The 15,552-nt window shown below is 59.5% G+C and carries 13 protein-coding genes and 1 pseudogene; 8 read left to right on the forward strand and 6 right to left on the reverse strand.

The features are described 5' to 3' along the window. Window positions 1-143: 143 nt before the first annotated feature. Window positions 144-593: a DNA polymerase III subunit chi gene (locus G3A56_RS05280; protein ID WP_082184065.1), complete on the reverse strand. Its 450-nt coding sequence runs from the start codon at window positions 591-593 to the stop codon at window positions 144-146. A gap of 25 nt (window positions 594-618) precedes the next feature. Then, window positions 619-2,112, reverse strand: coding sequence for a leucyl aminopeptidase (locus G3A56_RS05285; RefSeq protein ID WP_082184647.1), 1,494 nt, complete (start codon window positions 2,110-2,112; stop codon window positions 619-621). Between the two features lie 314 nt (window positions 2,113-2,426). On the opposite strand from G3A56_RS05285, the gene G3A56_RS05290 reads away from it, so the two are divergent. The 7 genes and pseudogenes from G3A56_RS05290 to G3A56_RS05320 all read left to right on the forward strand — a co-directional run bounded on the left by G3A56_RS05290 (window position 2,427) and on the right by G3A56_RS05320 (window position 10,884). Beyond that, window positions 2,427-3,596, forward strand: a complete 1,170-nt coding sequence (locus G3A56_RS05290) for an LptF/LptG family permease (RefSeq protein ID WP_003496796.1) — start codon at window positions 2,427-2,429, stop codon at window positions 3,594-3,596. Beyond that, window positions 3,593-4,681, forward strand: a complete 1,089-nt coding sequence (lptG, locus tag G3A56_RS05295) for an LPS export ABC transporter permease LptG (RefSeq protein WP_082184064.1) — start codon at window positions 3,593-3,595, stop codon at window positions 4,679-4,681. The genes G3A56_RS05290 and lptG overlap by 4 nt, the downstream gene beginning before the upstream one ends. Next, window positions 4,681-7,062: an LPS-assembly protein LptD gene (locus G3A56_RS05300; RefSeq protein WP_164056197.1), complete on the forward strand. Its 2,382-nt coding sequence runs from the start codon at window positions 4,681-4,683 to the stop codon at window positions 7,060-7,062. The genes lptG and G3A56_RS05300 overlap by 1 nt, the downstream gene beginning before the upstream one ends. Before the next feature lie 297 nt (window positions 7,063-7,359). After that, window positions 7,360-8,307 (forward strand): SurA N-terminal domain-containing protein, encoded by a 948-nt coding sequence (locus G3A56_RS05305; protein WP_003496802.1) that lies wholly within the window; start codon window positions 7,360-7,362, stop codon window positions 8,305-8,307. A 19-nt stretch (window positions 8,308-8,326) separates the two neighbouring features. After that, window positions 8,327-9,348 (forward strand): annotated as a pseudogene (gene pdxA / locus G3A56_RS05310) (4-hydroxythreonine-4-phosphate dehydrogenase PdxA). Beyond that, on the forward strand, window positions 9,348-10,178 hold the full coding sequence (gene rsmA, locus G3A56_RS05315; RefSeq protein ID WP_082184061.1) for a 16S rRNA (adenine(1518)-N(6)/adenine(1519)-N(6))-dimethyltransferase RsmA: 831 nt from the start codon (window positions 9,348-9,350) through the stop codon (window positions 10,176-10,178). Before pdxA ends, rsmA begins: the two are co-directional and overlap by 1 nt. 82 nt (window positions 10,179-10,260) lie before the next feature. After that, complete coding sequence (locus G3A56_RS05320; protein ID WP_082184060.1) at window positions 10,261-10,884, forward strand: alpha/beta hydrolase; 624 nt, start codon at window positions 10,261-10,263, stop codon at window positions 10,882-10,884. A 24-nt stretch (window positions 10,885-10,908) separates the two neighbouring features. Here G3A56_RS05320 and gmk read toward each other — a convergent pair whose 3' ends face one another. From gmk to mltG, 3 genes are all read right to left on the reverse strand, one after another. After that, window positions 10,909-11,571 carry a guanylate kinase gene (gene gmk / locus G3A56_RS05325; protein WP_035242673.1) on the reverse strand — a complete coding sequence of 221 codons (663 nt, stop codon included), beginning with the start codon at window positions 11,569-11,571 and terminating at the stop codon, window positions 10,909-10,911. A 4-nt stretch (window positions 11,572-11,575) separates the two neighbouring features. Beyond that, window positions 11,576-12,463 carry a YicC/YloC family endoribonuclease gene (locus tag G3A56_RS05330; RefSeq protein WP_082184646.1) on the reverse strand — a complete coding sequence of 296 codons (888 nt, stop codon included), beginning with the start codon at window positions 12,461-12,463 and terminating at the stop codon, window positions 11,576-11,578. Between the two features lie 67 nt (window positions 12,464-12,530). Then, window positions 12,531-13,751, reverse strand: a complete 1,221-nt coding sequence (gene mltG, locus G3A56_RS05335; RefSeq protein ID WP_082184059.1) for an endolytic transglycosylase MltG — start codon at window positions 13,749-13,751, stop codon at window positions 12,531-12,533. Between the two features lie 145 nt (window positions 13,752-13,896). On the opposite strand from mltG, the gene G3A56_RS05340 reads away from it, so the two are divergent. Next, on the forward strand, window positions 13,897-14,127 hold the full coding sequence (locus G3A56_RS05340) for a hypothetical protein (RefSeq protein WP_164056198.1): 231 nt from the start codon (window positions 13,897-13,899) through the stop codon (window positions 14,125-14,127). Here G3A56_RS05340 and fabF read toward each other — a convergent pair. Further along, complete coding sequence (gene fabF / locus G3A56_RS05345) at window positions 14,115-15,377, reverse strand: beta-ketoacyl-ACP synthase II (protein ID WP_035242677.1); 1,263 nt, start codon at window positions 15,375-15,377, stop codon at window positions 14,115-14,117. The two genes, G3A56_RS05340 and fabF, sit on opposite strands and share 13 nt — an antisense overlap. Window positions 15,378-15,552 lie beyond the last annotated feature (175 nt).

The raw sequence follows: 15,552 nt of genomic DNA on the forward strand, positions 1-15,552 counted from the left end.
GCTGTTTCGTCTGTGGCAGCCGCCACTTTCAGTCACCTGTCGGCCGGATCAGAGCGCTATGTCCGATTCGGCTCATAATGCGAAAACCGGCAGGCGGCGCCACATGCGAATTTTTGCCAGTCTGTTTGTGTGGGGAGCCGTGATCAGGCCTTCTTCTGCCAGCGGCCTTCCGGCGATTGTTGCCAATAGGTCAGGGCATGCCCCTCGGTCTTCAGCCTTTTCCAGTGATTTCGCGCCATTTCGAGCTGGTAGGTATCGTATCCGTCAAACATGAACACGATACGCTCATAGGCTTCCACGGCCGGCGGTTCGGCACCGTCAACCAGAAAGCGGACGCTGGCTTCGTTGCCGTTGCCAGCCGATGCCGTCAGAAGAATCGGCTGGTTCTGCGGCGTGGAAGAGCTGTCCGTCGCGTGCGGCAGAAAACTGTCGTCGCGAAAGGTCCACAGATGAGCATCGAGGAAATCGCGACGCTCCTCGTCCACCGTCTGGATCGCGACCTTCCAGCCGCGTTCCAGCGATTTTTCGAGCAAAGGCGGCAGCGCATCCTCGAGCTTCGATTCCGTCAGATGGTAGAACAGAATTTCAGTCATCCGCAGACTTTTAAGCTCCGTCGCGTCAATCTTCGTAATGGGCGCGAACGAGTTCGTTCAGCAACCGCACGCCATAGCCCGATCCCCAGGACTGGTTGATCTCGGTCATCGGCGACCCCATTGCGGTGCCGGCGATATCGAGATGCGCCCATGGTGTTTCGCCAACGAAACGCTTGAGGAACTGCGCGGCGGTGACGGAGCCCGCCAGACGACCCGAGCTGTTCTTCATGTCGGCGAACTTGGAATCGATGATCTTGTCGTAATCCTTGCCGAGCGGCATGCGCCACAGCTTTTCCGCCGTCACATCGCCCGCCTGCGCAAGACGCGTTGCAAGCTCGTCGTCATTGGAGAAAAGGCCGGCCTGAAGATTACCCAGCGCAACCGTGATCGCGCCTGTCAAGGTGGCGAGGTTGATCATGAACTTCGGCTTGAACTGCTCCTTGGTGTACCAGAGCGCATCGGCCAGCACCAAACGGCCTTCGGCATCGGTGTTGATGATCTCGATGGTCTGGCCGGACATGGAGGTAACGATATCTCCGGGGCGTTGGGCGTTGCCATCGGGCATGTTTTCCACCAGACCGATGACGCCGATGACATTCGCCTTCGCCTTGCGGGCCGCGAGCGCATGCATGAGGCCGGTAACGGCCGCAGCGCCGCCCATGTCGCCCTTCATATCTTCCATGTTGAGGCCGGGCTTCAGCGAAATGCCGCCGGTATCGAAAACGACGCCCTTGCCGACAAAGGCGATCGGCTCGTCTTTCTTGGAGCCGCCGTTCCACTGCATGACCGCAAGCCGGGGCGGACGCGCAGAGCCCTGCGCCACGCCAAGAAGCGCGTTCATGCCGAGCTTCTTCAACTCCTTCTCGCCGAGGATTTCCACCTCGACGCCAAGCTTGCGCAGCTCTTCAGCCTTTTCCGCGAACTCGACCGGGCCGAGAGCATTCGGCGGCAGGTTGACGAGATCGCGCGCGAGAATCACGCCACCCGCAACCGCTTCGGAGACGGCAAAAGCCTTTTCCGCTTCCTGATGGGCCGCTGTGACAATAACGACCTCGACTTTCTTCGGGGTCTTTTCGTCGTCGGATTTCTTTTTGGTCTTGTAAGCATCGAAGCTGTAGGCGCGCAAAAGAAGGCCAAGCGCAAAATCCGCAGCCGCCTGCGCACCGATCTCGACGCCGGGGGCATCGAGGTAGATGGCGACCTTGTCCGCCTTTTTGAAATTGGCGGCAGCCGTGCCGCCGGCACGGAGCCAGTCATGCGCGACAAGTTTCGCCGGCTTGCCGAGACCGATGACGAGAAGCCGGTCGGCGCTCGAACCTTGCGGCGCGATCACATCGAGCGTCGTCATCGACTTTGCGGCAAAACCCGAAATCTTTGCCGCCCGGGCAATCACGCCGCCCGGATCGGCCTCGGAAGCACCGGCAACGGCGTGAGCCTCACCAGACGCCTGCAGCACGACGGCGAGGGCATTTTCAAGCGAGGCGGAATTGGCGAAAGAAATATCGAATTTGGCGGACATGGTTTCCTGCTCTTCGTGGACGACTTGCGTGGTGCGCCTGATCATGGCCTTTTCGGCCCCTGGCGCAACCCCGCATTTTTAAAGGCCTGCATTCTTTAAAGGTCCATATTCTTTAAAGGAAAGGTATTTTTGCGGAATGCACGGTCACGTCATGAAACCGACAGCTTGTTCCACAAAAAGACACAGGCGACGGAAAAATCGTCGCGCAAAACATATTTGTGAGCATGCCGGAATAGCCAATTGCAAACGATGCGATTAGATAAGCGGAAATCCGGCGGGCGACCGCACAGGAAAACAATGTCGAACAGGGCCGTATGAAGCTTCTCGAGAACTATATCCTGCGGCGGACAACGCAGATGTTTCTGGTCGCGTTGCTGCCGGTGCTCGCGATCATATGGACCATCCAGGTTCTCCAGAGAATCAATCTCGTTACCGATACCGGTCAGTCGATGGGTTCCTTCATGGCGCTCGCGACGATGATCCTGCCGACGCTCATTCCGGTCGTGCTGCCATTCGCCCTCGTCATCGGCATTACCCAGATATTCACGGCGATGAACAATGATTCCGAGCTTGCCATCATCGATGCGGCCGGAGCGCCGCGTTCGATCATGTTTCGCCCGGTTCTCATTCTGGCCGCGGTTCTGAGCGCGTTTTCTTTTACCATCACCAATTTTATCGAGCCACCCGCTCGAAGCTCCGCGCGGCAGATGGTGGCGGCGGCCTATGCCGACCTCCTGTCCTCGGTGATCGAGGAAAAGACCTTCCGCACCATTCAGGACGGCCTTTACGTGCAGATCGCCCAACGCCAGGGCCGCATCCTCAAGGGCCTGTTCGTCGCCGACCGCCGCGATCCGAATTTCGATCTCATCTATTATGCCAAGGAAGGCATGATCGATGAAAGCGGCACGTCGCTGACCATGCGAGACGGTGAGGTTCAGCAGAAGACGCCTGATGGCAAGGTCTCGATCGTCAAATTCCTGTCCTATGCTTTCGACCTTTCGACCATGTCGGAAAAGCAGGATTCGGAACCCTCGCTTTCTCCGGGCGATGCCAGCCTCGGCTTTCTTCTCTCGCCCGACGAGAATAATGCGAGCTACAAGCGCTCACCGGAAAATTTCCGCAGTGAATTGCACAAGCGCCTGTCGGACTGGATGTTCGCCTTCGCCTTCGCATTGATCTCGCTGGTCATCGCTGCCGATGCGCGTTCACATCGCGAGGCGCGCCTGCATCCGATGGTCGCAGCACTTGTGACCGCTTTCATGCTGCGCTGGCTCGGTTTTTACGTCACCAATCAGGTCAAGCAGAGCGCGGCCTTCATTCCGCTTGTCTATGCCGTGCCGGGTCTCAGCGGCGCTGCGGCCGCCTTCATTCTCATCACGGGCCGCAAGCCTAGGATGCCGAAGATCATTGCGGATACGGCCGGCCGCGTACGCCGTCTTTTCTCCAGCCGGCTGGCACGAAGCTCCGGGAGCGGTAACGCATGATTTTCAACACGCTCGCCCGCTATTTCCTCAAACGATATCTGATGACGGCCGTCTGGTTCGTGCTCGGCGTGTCGTCGATCATCTATCTCGCCGATTTCAGCGAAACGGCACGGCGCATGTCCGGCCTGCCCGGCTATACCGTTCCGGCCGCGCTTGGTCTCACCGCGCTTCGCCTGCCGCTGATCCTGCAGCAGACCGTTCCCTTCATCGCGCTCTTCGTCGGCATGACGACGCTGATCTCGCTTAACCGGCGTTACGAACTGGTTGTCACGCGCGCGGCCGGCATCTCCGCCTGGCAATTCATCCTTCCTTTCGTCCTTGGCTCTGTCCTCATCGGCATTCTGTCTGTCGTGGTCCTCAATCCTATCGCCGCCTGGGGCCAGAACCGGTCGCTGGCGATGGAGGCGGGCCTGCGCAATGAAGCAAATGGCGGCCGCCAGCAGGAGATCATTCCGTGGATGCGCCAGGCAAGCGGCGGCCAGGACACGATCATCGGCGCGAAGAGCTTCGAAGACAACGGAACCATGCTTCTCGACGTGGTGCTTATCCACCTCGACAAGGACGGGAATATCGTCTCGCGACAGGATGCCAAGTCGGCAAAGTTGGAAGATGGTTACTGGCTTCTTAACGGCGTGACTGAAACCCGCGCCGGACATGTGCCAGTTCGGCAAGAGAGCACGCGGATCAGTACCAATCTGAGACGGGAATTCGTCCAGGAACGGATGACCCAGACGGAAACCGTTGCTTTCTTTGACCTTTCTCACAAGATCGAAGTTGCAAAGTCCTTTGGACTATCTTCAAAGGCGCTTGAGACGCAGTATCATTTCCTGCTATCGACGCCCCTGCTTCTGGTTGCGATGACCTTGATCGCCGCGACCGTTTCATTAAAGTTCAGCCGCTTCGCCCAATCGCGCTCCGTGATTCTGGGTGGAATCGTTTCCGGCTTCGTGCTTTATGTAGTAACCGTGCTCGTAAGGGCATTCGGGAGTGGTGGTGTTGTCCCTCCCACCGTCGCGGTCTGGGTTCCAGTCGTCGTGGCGTTGGCTTTGGGGGCAACCATTCTGCTTCATCAGGAGGACGGCTAGTGGCGGTATATGACCGCGGGAATATCAGGCGGCTTTGGACGGCCCTTCTGACAGGTGCCGCTGTGTGCGCGTATTTGGCATCCAGCCCGGTCGCTTTCGGCCAGGATGGATTGCTCGCGTCGGCAAGCCAAGACGATTCGAAACTCCTGCTTACAGCAAATGAACTGACCTATAATCGCGATTCCCAGCGCGTCATCGCGAAGGGCGTGGTTCGCATGAAATATTCCGGCTACCGCATGGTGGCCCAGCAAGTGGAATATAATCAGCAGACCGGCCGCGTGATCGCCCATGGCAACATCGAATTGATCGAGCCCGGCGGTAACAAGATTTATGCCGACGAGATGGATGTCACTGACGATTTCGGTCAGGGCTTCGTCAATGCGCTGCGTGTCGAGACCCCGGACAATACCCGTATCGCGGGCGAAAGCGCCGAGCGCCTCGAAGGCGATCTGATGGTCCTCAACAACGGCGTCTATACGGCCTGTCTGCCCTGCGCCGCCAAGCCTGAGAAAGCGCCGCTGTGGCAGGTCAAGGCCGAGCGCGTCGTTCAGGATGGCAAGACCCATACGATCCGGCTCGAAAAGGCGCGCCTGCAGCTTTTCGGCCATTCGATCGCCTATGTGCCGTTCCTGACGGTTCCCGATAATACGGTGAAGCGGAAGTCAGGTTTCCTGTTCCCGCAGATGAGCATCACCGACAATCTCGGTTTTGGTATCGGCGTCCCCTATTTCCAGGTTCTGTCCGATACGTCGGATGTGACCGTCACGCCGACCTATTACACGACGCAGGGTCTGCTGTTGCAGGCGGAATTGCGCCAGCGTTTCGAGACCGGCATGCATACGGTAACGATTGCCGGCATCAGCCAGCTGAAATCCGAGACCTTCACGGCTGGAACCAGCGACGCGCTCAACGACAATCGCGGCATGATCGCCAGCAAGGGCGATTTCAGCATCAATCCGCGCTGGGCGTTCGGCTGGGATGCCATGGTGCAGACCGACAACAACTTTTCGCGCACCTACGGGCTGAAGGGTTACAGGAACGACGTTCAGACCAATCAGATCTATTTGAGTGGTTCGAGCGAGCGGAACAGCTTCGACGCGCGCGGCTATTATTTCAATGTTCAGGATACGGACAACACCGAATCCAAGGAACGCAAGCAGGCCATAGTTCATCCCGTTGTCGACTACCGCTATTTCGTGCCGGATCCGATCTATGGCGGTGAACTTTCGCTGACGACCAACCTCACCAGCATCACCCGTCTGAAGCAGGATGCCTACGCGCTTGGCGGTTATTCCCGCTTCAACGGGCTTGAAGGCGACTATACGCGGCTTTCCACCGAAGCCGAGTGGAAGCGTACGTTTACGATGGACAGCGGCCTGCAGATCACGCCGATCCTTGCCGCACGTGGCGATGCGCTGTGGACCGACATGTCGCCGGCAAGCTTCACCTCCGGCGGCACATCCTATACCTATCAGGGCATGATGCATGACGACGCAGCGTTTCGCGGCATGGTCACCGGCGGTCTGGAAGTGCGTTATCCCTGGCTCTTCACGGCGCTCAACAGCAGCCACGTGATCGAACCGATCGCGCAGATCTTCGTGCGGCCGAACGAGCAATATGCCGGCCGTCTTCCGAACGAGGATGCGCAGGCCTTCGTATTCGACGCAACCAACCTCTTCGAGCGCGACAAATTCTCCGGTTTCGACCGGATCGAAGGCGGCACGCGCGCAAATATCGGCTTCCGCTATAACGGCACCTTCGACAATGGCTACGGCGTTCGCGCCATTGCCGGCCAGTCCTTCCATCTGGCGGGTGACAATTCCTTCGCCTCCTACGATCTCGTCAATGCAGGAGCCAATTCGGGCCTCGAATCCGACCGTTCGGATTACGTCGCCATGGCGGCTTTCGATGCGCCGATCGGCCTTTCGCTGTCGTCGAGCCTGCGTCTCGACAAGGACGATCTCGACATCAACCGGTCGGAGACGGGCATCAGCTATTCAGACCGCCGCCTCACCGGCAAGCTCAGCTATACGCAGGTCAAGGCACAGCCGAAATATGGCTATAACGAAGACCGCGATATCATCCAGGCGTCAGGTACATTGCGCATGGACGACAACTGGTCGCTGTTCGGCTCGATCAATTACGATCTGAACGGAAAATTTGCGGCAGAGCGCCGTATTGGCATTGCCTATCAGGATGAGTGCACGATCCTGACGGTCAGCTACTCCGACGAAGGTAATATCAATTCCAGCCGGCAGGCCGCCAATGACTGGTCGATCAATGCCCGTCTGGCTTTCCGTACACTCGGCGATGTCAGCATCGGCTCCGCAAACGAAGACTGGGCCGACATGGATATCGGCTGGAAGCCGAACAATTACTGAGTTTAAAGGCAGGCCGCACAGCATCGTGGCCTGCCTTTTTGCTGCTCAGTCAGTAAAAGTCACGGTTTTGCCGCAACAACGCGCCAGTGTCGGCTTGGCATAAGACCGTATCGGGTTTTCTTTCAACAACCGACACATTGCCGTTTTGCGGATCGCGATGATATATACGTGGCAATTCGCGGTGCGGATGCAGAAGTGCAGGTCTGAAAGGCCGGGGGTGCGGAACTCCCCATCGACAGACAGAACAGATTGGCGGGACGGGGAAACAGGACCCTGCCCGACGAAAGGGAGAAGGACATGATGAATTTCGGAAAGACGGCTTTGCGTGGCGCTGCTTTTGCCTTTGCGATATTCGCCGTTCCCATGGCCATTGTGCCCTATGCCGGCCAGGCTTTCGCCGATAACACCGTCAAGATCGTCGTCAACAAGACCCCCATTACCAATGACGATATTGCCAAGCGCGTCGCCTTCCTGAAGCTGCAGCGCCAGTCCGGCAATCTCAATGAAAAGGCCCGCGAGCAGCTCGTCGACGAAGCGCTGAAACGTGAGGAAATCGGCCGTGTGAAAATGTCGGTCAGCACCGAAGACGTCGATGCCGCTTTTGCGCGTTTTGCCGGCAACAACAAGATGACCCCGCAGCAATTGACCAAGGTGTTGTCGCAGGCTGGGGTCGGCGCCGACCATTTCAAATCCTTCATTGCCGTGCAGATGAGCTGGCCGCGCCTCGTCAACGCCCGCTACGGCGCACGTGGCAAGATGTCGACGCAGGATCTCGTTACCCGTCTGAAGGAACGCGGCGAAAAGCCGGTAACGACGGAATATTTCCTGCAGCAGGTGATTTTCGTCATCCCGGAATCAAAGCGCAACTCCATTACCGGCAAGCGCAAGGCCGAGGCTGAAGCTTCCCGCAAGCGTTATCCCGGCTGCGACCAGGCCATGACCTTCGCCGCGACCATGCGCGATGTGGCGATCAAGGATCTCGGACGCATTCTCGCACCCGAGCTGCCGGAAGACTGGAAGGCGCTGGTGGAAAAAACCAAGGAAGGCGGCACCACCGGCACGCGCGTCACCGAAAAGGGCGTCGAATATCTGGCGATCTGCAAGCAGCGTCAGGTTTCAGACGATTATGCCGCCGAAATGGTGTTCAAGTCCGAAGACCTGATGAAGGCCAAGGAAGGCGAAAACCCGAACGAAAAGAAATACATGGATGAGTTGCGCAAGAAAGCGCAGATCGTCAACACCTGATACGAGAGCCGGCCTTTCCGTGACACATGCATCCCTGCCGCTTGCCCTGACACAGGGAGACCCAGCCGGTATCGGCCCTGATATTGCCATTGCCGCCTGGGCCAGGCGCCGGGAAAACGGCGTGGCGCCCTTCGTCTTCATAGGCGATCCGGATGTGGTGGCGAGCCGTGCGGCCCTGATTGGCATTCCGGTCAATATCGAGACGTGCGATGTGGCCGATGCCGTCGACCTTTTCGATCGCGCCTTTCCGGTCCTTCCCCTTCCCGTCGGTTTCGAGGTACAGGCAGGCCAGCCGCATGTCGGCGCGGCCCATGCGACGATCAAGGCGATCGAGACCGCCGTTTCCCTGACCGTCGAGGGCAAGACTGCCGCCGTCGTTACCAATCCCATTGCGAAATCCGTGCTCTACGAAGCCGGCTTCGGTTTTCCCGGTCATACGGAATTTCTTGCCGATCTCGCCTTGCGCCTCACCGGCGAGCAGGTGACACCGGTGATGATGATTGCCGGACCCAAGGTTCGCGTCGTCCCGGTAACGATCCATATCCCGATAAAGGACGTGCCGGCGGTGCTGACGGAAGAGCTGATCGTCACGACCTGCCGCATCATCGATGCCGATCTCCGGCAGAAATTCGGTATCGAAGCGCCGCGTCTGGCAGTCGCCGGTCTCAACCCGCATGCGGGCGAAGACGGCGCACTTGGCACCGAGGACCGCGATGTGGTTCATCCGGCAACCATTCGGTTGCGGAAGGACGGGATCGATGCTTTCGGCCCCTGCCCGCCGACACGATGTTCCACGATGCCGCCCGCAGGCGCTACGACGTTGCGGTTTGTATGTACCACGATCAGGCGCTCATTCCGGCCAAGGCGCTCGGCTTCGACGATTCCGTCAATGTCACGCTAGGACTGCCCTTCATCCGCACCTCGCCCGACCATGGCACCGCCTTCGGCATAGCCGGTCAGGGTATTGCCAATGAGGCGAGCCTGGTCGCGGCGCTGAAGATGGCGGCGGAGATTTCCGCCCGCAGCCGGGTCAGCGCATAATGGCCGCGATAGACGGACTGCCGCCGCTGCGCGATGTCATCCAGCGGCATGGGCTCGACGCAAAGAAATCGCTTGGGCAGAACTTCCTGTTCGATCTCAACCTCACCCAGAAAATCGCCAGAACGGCAGGGCCGCTCGACGGCGTGACGGTGATCGAGGTCGGCCCCGGTCCCGGTGGCCTCACCCGCGCCATTCTCTCGCTTGGCGCCAAAAAAGTCATCGCGGTTGAGCGCGACAGCCGCTGCCTGCCGGCGCTGGCGGAAATCGAAGCGCATTATCCGGGACGTCTCGAGGTCATCGAGGGCGATGCTCTCAAGACCGATTTCGAGGCACTGATTCCTCCCGGCGAACCTGTCAGGATCATCGCCAACCTGCCTTACAATGTCGGCACGCAATTGCTGGTCAACTGGCTTCTGCCGAAACAATGGCCGCCCTTCTGGCTCTCGATGACGCTGATGTTCCAGAAGGAAGTCGGCCAGCGCATCGTGGCGGAAGAAGGCGACAATCATTATGGTCGCCTAGGTGTTCTCACCGGCTGGCGCACGGTCTCGGAAATGGCCTTCGACGTTCCGCCGCAGGCCTTCAGCCCGCCACCAAAGGTGACCTCCACCGTCGTGCACCTGCTGCCGAAGGAAAAGCCGCTGCCCTGCGATGTCGCCAAGCTTGAGAAGGTAACGGAGGCCGCCTTCGGCCAGCGCCGCAAGATGCTGCGCCAGAGCCTGAAAAGCCTCGGTGGCGAGACACTGCTGGAAAAGGCGGGTATCGATGCGACCCGGCGAGCGGAAACGCTGTCTGTTGAGGAATTCGTGACATTGGCGAATAGCCTGTGAGTAGCGCGGAGCTTCGGCAACGCCATTCATGGGCGCACGCCAAACCGATTCGTCGATAGAGGTCGAATAAGGAGACCAGTGCGTGGAGAATGCCGGTTTTCACTACGAACTCCACACCCCTGCCGGATCGCCTGATTGCGTGGTCGTTTTGCTGCACGGGTCTGGGCGAACGGAAGATGACCTCGTTTCCTTTGGCCGCACGGTCTTTCCCGATGGAGTTTTGTTTGCGCTCAGAGGGGCAGTCCCCTGGGAAGACGGCTTTGCGTTTTTTCGCAGAAAGCCCGACCGGCAACTGGATGTCGATGATCTGAAACATCATGCCGAAAGCCTTTGCCGGTTCTTCGACTTCGTCTTTCAGGAAACGGGACAACGCCCCTTCCTCGTGGGATATTCGAACGGGGCGATCATAGCCGCTGAAACGATCTGCCAGAACAATCGCCTGTCGAGAGGCGCCATTCTGCTACGGCCGCTATCGCCTCGAGAAGGCGAGCATTTTCCGGCCCTCACCGGATATCCCGCACTTCTGCTTGCGGGCGCCCATGATGAGCGGCGGCAGCCTGCCGATGCGCCTTATCTGGCGGATCAACTTGCAAGAGCCGGAGCAGATGTTGCGCTGGAGACAATTCCCACAGGACATGGCTGGGCGGAAGATGCTGCGGATGAGCGCTTCTCTCACCAATGGCTGCTTAATCACTGGACAAAGTAGATATCGCGGTCTTCACCGCAACAATCAGAGCTTCGGCTCTTCCTCAAGCAGCGCCCGCACGAAATCGAACATGCCGTGGCGGCGGTCGCGGCGCACGCGTTCGGCCTTCACGATCGCCTCTACGGCCTCGAAGGCGGCCTGCAGGTCGTCGTTGAGGATGACATAGTCATAATCGCGCCAGTGCTCGATCTCGGCGCGGGAATTGAGAAGCCGGGTCTTGATCACTTCCTCGGTGTCTTCGGCGCGGCGGTGCAGGCGCGATTGCAGCTCTGTCATCGTCGGCGGCAGGATGAAGATCGACACGACATCTGCCTTCATCTTGTCCTGAAGCTGTTCGGCGCCTTGCCAGTCGATATCGAACAGCATGTCGCGCCCGGCGGCCATTGCCACTTCAACAGGTTCGCGCGGCGTTCCGTAAAAATTGCCGTGAACCTCCGCCCATTCCAGAAGCGCGTCGCCATCACGCAGGCGCTCGAATTCGCGCGGCGAAATGAAGTGATAGTGGATGCCTTCAATCTCGCTGTGACGGCGCGGGCGGGTCGTCACGCTGACGGACAGGCTGATATTCTTGTCCTTGTCGAGCAGATTACGGGCAATCGTGGACTTGCCTGCACCCGATGGCGACGAAATCACCAGCATCAGCCCTCGACGGGCAATCGTGACGGGGGAATCGTTCATCGGGACCATGGGTCTACTCCAGATTTTGGACCTGCTCGCGGAACTGGTCGATAACCACTTTCAGCTCTATGCCTGCTGCGGTTACCGCACTGGCGTTCGATTTGGAACAGATTGTATTCGACTCGCGGTTAAATTCCTGTGCAAGAAAATCGAGCTTGCGGCCGACAGGCCCGCCATTTTGCAAAAGCTCGCGCGACGCCTCCACATGGGCGTGCAGCCGGTCGATCTCTTCGCGCAGATCGGCCTTGGTGGCGATCAGCGCCGCCTCGGCGTGAAGACGGTCGCGATCAAGCCCGTGCATGCCCTCGCCGATCAGGGCGATCTGCTGGGCAAGCCTTGCCGCGATCTGCTCCGGCTGGCGGGACGGGTCGCTTTCAATGATGCCCACAAGCTGCTCGATCCTGTCGATATGGCCGGAGAGGATTGCAAACAGGGAAGCCCCTTCCCGCTCGCGCATGTCCTTCAGCTTCAAGACGGCGGCGGCAAAGCCGCCCAGCACATCGCTGTTGCGCGCAGCCTGCGCCTGCGCATCGTCTTCCGCCTCGCGAAAATCGACCAGCCCGCGCAGCGTCAGCAGCGTATCAAAGCTCAGCGGCTTGTCATCGACGACATCGCCCAGCTCCTTCTTCAGAGCGAGGACTGCCGCAAGCGCATCGCGGTTGATCACCGCTTCCAGCCGGTTCTCCGCAATAGACAGCGTCAATCCCGCCTGGATATTGCCGCGCGAAAGATGCTCACCGGCAATCTCCCGCAGGTTCGTTTCCAGCGCTTCCAGACCGGTTGGCAGGCGAAGGCGCACATCCAGCCCCTTGCCGTTCACGGAGCGCAATTCCCACGCCCAGCGGTAACGGCCGGATGTTCCCTCGCTGCGCGCAAAGCCGGTCATCGATTGCAATGTCATATTCTGAAAGCCCCCCATCATGCCTTGCAAAACCGGGCCTTGCGATGACAAGGCCCGGTCAGGATTATCAGTTGTTGGCGGGTTTTTCCGCCTCGGCGCCGCCGGGCTGTCCATCCACGGCAACATCGGGATTAGCGCCGGCAGCCGCCTTTTCCGCCTCGATCTTGCGCCAGCGGCGCACATTGGCGTTATGCTCGTCCAGCGTCTTTGCAAAGACATGGCCGCCCGTGCCATCGGCAACAAAATAAAGGTCGTCGGTGCGCCACGGATTGGCAACCGCCTCCAGCGCCGCCCGACCGGGATTGGCGATGGGAGACGGCGGCAGGCCCTTGATGACATAGGTATTGAACGGCGTCTGCTTCTGCAGGTCCGACTGGTAAATGGGCCTGTCGGACGGCTTGCCGTCGCCGCCAAACAGACCATAGATGATCGTCGGATCGGACTGCAGGCGCATGCCCTTCTTCAGGCGATTGTAGAAGACGGAAGCGACATGGGCGCGCTCGTCATCCTTGCCGGTTTCCTTTTCGACGATCGAGGCGAGCGTCACGAATTCCTCGACCGTCTTGATCGGCAGGTCGGGGTCGCGCCGTTCCCAGATCATGTCGATCAGCTTGTCCTGCGCCGCGCTCATCTGGTTGATGATTTCCTCACGCTTGGTGCCGCGCGTAAAGCGATAGGTATCAGGACGCAGGCTGCCTTCCGGCGGCAGGGCCGAGGGAAGTTCACCGTCCAGAACCTCATCAGCGCCAAGGCGCGCAAACATCTGCTTGACGGTCAGGCCTTCGGGAAGCGACACGGAATAGAGAATAGACTTGCCCGATTCCAGGAGCATCATGATGTCCTTCATCGATGCCCCGGCCTTGATCTCGTATTCGCCTGCCTTCAGCGTCTGGTCTTTTTGCAGGTAGCTGCCCGTCATCAGGCGGAATACACGGGCGTTCGAGACGACGTCGTTGCGCTCGAGATTATTGGCGATCTCGATGATGCCGGCGCCGTTGCGCACCGTGAAATGCGTATTCGTCTGGAGCGGACCAGGCTCCTGGAACGCGTTGATCATGTAATAGAAGGCGGCGATGGCAAGCACACACACTGCAACGGCAAGCGTCATCAGAAAATTCAGGAAGATCACCAGCTGGCCGTGAGCCTTGCGGGAGCGCTTCGGCGGCGCCGGCACCTTTTCCGGCCGCAGCGCCTCGGTCGGCGATTTCGGAATGATCGGGCCGCGATTGCCCTCGCCCGCGCCGTTCTGTCCGTATGATCCCTGGCTGTTCTGGTTCGTGTCGCTCACCGTCGGTCCTTTTCAGTTCGGCGTTGTCAGCGCTTTTTGCGCAGGTAATGCGGCAAAAACAGGTTCGGAATGTCTTCCTGCACCACATAGAGACATCGTGAAGGCCTGTTGTTCGGCTTCACGACCATCGTTTCGGACAAAGCCGATGGAGGAGGCCGTCTGCGGCCGGAAATCACCCGAACGCACAAACGTCTTCCATAAACGACTACAATATCGGCGCGAAAACCGGAATGGCTTTCGCAAGCCGCAATGCGTTCTTCAAGCGAAAGAACACCCTTTTCAGCGCCCGGCAGGAGAGCACCGCACCGCCGGAGGCGGTTTGCGGCGCGGGCGCAACCGCGACGGCAAAACCGCCGCCGCAATTTATGCTTCGTAACGACGCAGCACGAGGGAGGCGTTGGTGCCACCGAAGCCGAAGGAATTCGACAGGGCGACGTTGACCTGCCGTTTGCGCGCCTTGTGCGGCACCAGATCGATCTTCGTCTCCACGTCGGGATTGTCGAGGTTCAGCGTCGGCGGAACGATGTTGTCGCGGATCGCAAGCGTGGCGAAAATCGCCTCGATCGCGCCGGCTGCACCGAGAAGATGGCCGGTGGCCGACTTGGTCGACGACATCGAGATTTTCGAGGCCGACTCGCCAACAAGCCGCTCGACGGCACCAAGCTCGATCGTGTCAGCCATGGTGGAAGTACCGTGGGCGTTGATATAGTCGATATCATCAGGCGTCAGGCCGGCGCGCTTCAGCGCCATAGCCATGCAGCGATACGCGCCCTCGCCGTCTTCGGACGGAGCCGTGATGTGATAGGCGTCACCGGAAAGGCCGTAACCGACGACTTCGGCATAAATCTTCGCGCCGCGCGCCTTGGCATGTTCCAGTTCTTCCAGAACGACGATGCCGGCGCCTTCGCCCATGACGAAACCGTCACGGTCGCGGTCATAGGGGCGAGATGCCTTCTGCGGATCGTCATTGTGCTGGGTGGAGAGCGCCTTGCAGGCAGCGAAACCGGCAAGCGCAATGCGGCAGACCGGCGATTCGGCGCCACCCGCGACCATGACGTCGGCGTCACCGAACGCGATGAGCCGTGCGGCATCGCCAATGGCGTGCGCGCCGGTCGAGCAGGCCGTCACAACGGCATGGTTCGGTCCGCGCAGCTTGTGGCGGATGGAAACCTGGCCGGACACGAGGTTGATCAGACGGCCGGGAATGAAAAATGGAGAGATGCGGCGCGGGCCCTTGTCGCGCAGCGTATAACCCGCCTCGACAATGCCTTCCAGACCGCCGATGCCGGAACCGATCAGAACGCCGGTTGCGATCTGGTCCTCGTCCGTTTCGGGATGCCAGCCAGCGTCGGCAAGCGCCATGTCGGCTGCCGCCACACCATAAAGGATGAACGGATCGATCTTGCGCTGCTCTTTGACTTCCATCCAGTCGTCGGCATTAAAGGTGCCGTTGGACCCATCGCCGACGGGAATGCGGCAGGCGATCTTGGCGGGCAAGTCTTCGACTTCGAATTCAGTCACGAGACGGGCGCCGTTCTGGCCGGCCAGCAGCCGCTCCCAGGTCACTTCCGTTCCGCATCCAAGAGGAGATACCATGCCGGTACCGGTGATAACGACACGCCTCATCGCCAACGCTCCGCCCTTATCCAAATCATCGGTCTTCTTTGCAACGTCAAACGTCTTGGAAGAGACGCTGCAACATTTTCTGTTTCCGCATAACGCCAACCACAGACCTGTTCCGGTCAAGAGGGTCAGGCGTCAGCCCGGACTATGCACCATCTCGGGCGCGATCCGTCTCACG

This window comes from Rhizobium oryzihabitans (genome assembly GCF_010669145.1).
Taxonomy (GTDB): domain Bacteria; phylum Pseudomonadota; class Alphaproteobacteria; order Rhizobiales; family Rhizobiaceae; genus Agrobacterium; species Agrobacterium oryzihabitans.

Bases quoted from the DNA above. Each gene is read 5' to 3' on its own strand.
- G3A56_RS05280 (WP_082184065.1), bottom strand. From the start codon at position 593: ATGACTGAAATTCTGTTCTACCATCTGACGGAATCGAAGCTCGAGGAT.
- G3A56_RS05285 (WP_082184647.1), bottom strand. From the start codon at position 2,112: ATGTCCGCCAAATTCGATATTTCTTTCGCCAATTCCGCCTCGCTTGAA.
- G3A56_RS05290 (WP_003496796.1), top strand. From the start codon at position 2,427: ATGAAGCTTCTCGAGAACTATATCCTGCGGCGGACAACGCAGATGTTT.
- lptG (WP_082184064.1), top strand. From the start codon at position 3,593: ATGATTTTCAACACGCTCGCCCGCTATTTCCTCAAACGATATCTGATG.
- G3A56_RS05305 (WP_003496802.1), top strand. From the start codon at position 7,360: ATGATGAATTTCGGAAAGACGGCTTTGCGTGGCGCTGCTTTTGCCTTT.
- rsmA (WP_082184061.1), top strand. From the start codon at position 9,348: ATGGCCGCGATAGACGGACTGCCGCCGCTGCGCGATGTCATCCAGCGG.
- gmk (WP_035242673.1), bottom strand. From the start codon at position 11,571: ATGGTCCCGATGAACGATTCCCCCGTCACGATTGCCCGTCGAGGGCTG.
- G3A56_RS05330 (WP_082184646.1), bottom strand. From the start codon at position 12,463: ATGACATTGCAATCGATGACCGGCTTTGCGCGCAGCGAGGGAACATCC.
- G3A56_RS05340 (WP_164056198.1), top strand. From the start codon at position 13,897: ATGGAGGAGGCCGTCTGCGGCCGGAAATCACCCGAACGCACAAACGTC.
- fabF (WP_035242677.1), bottom strand. From the start codon at position 15,377: ATGAGGCGTGTCGTTATCACCGGTACCGGCATGGTATCTCCTCTTGGA.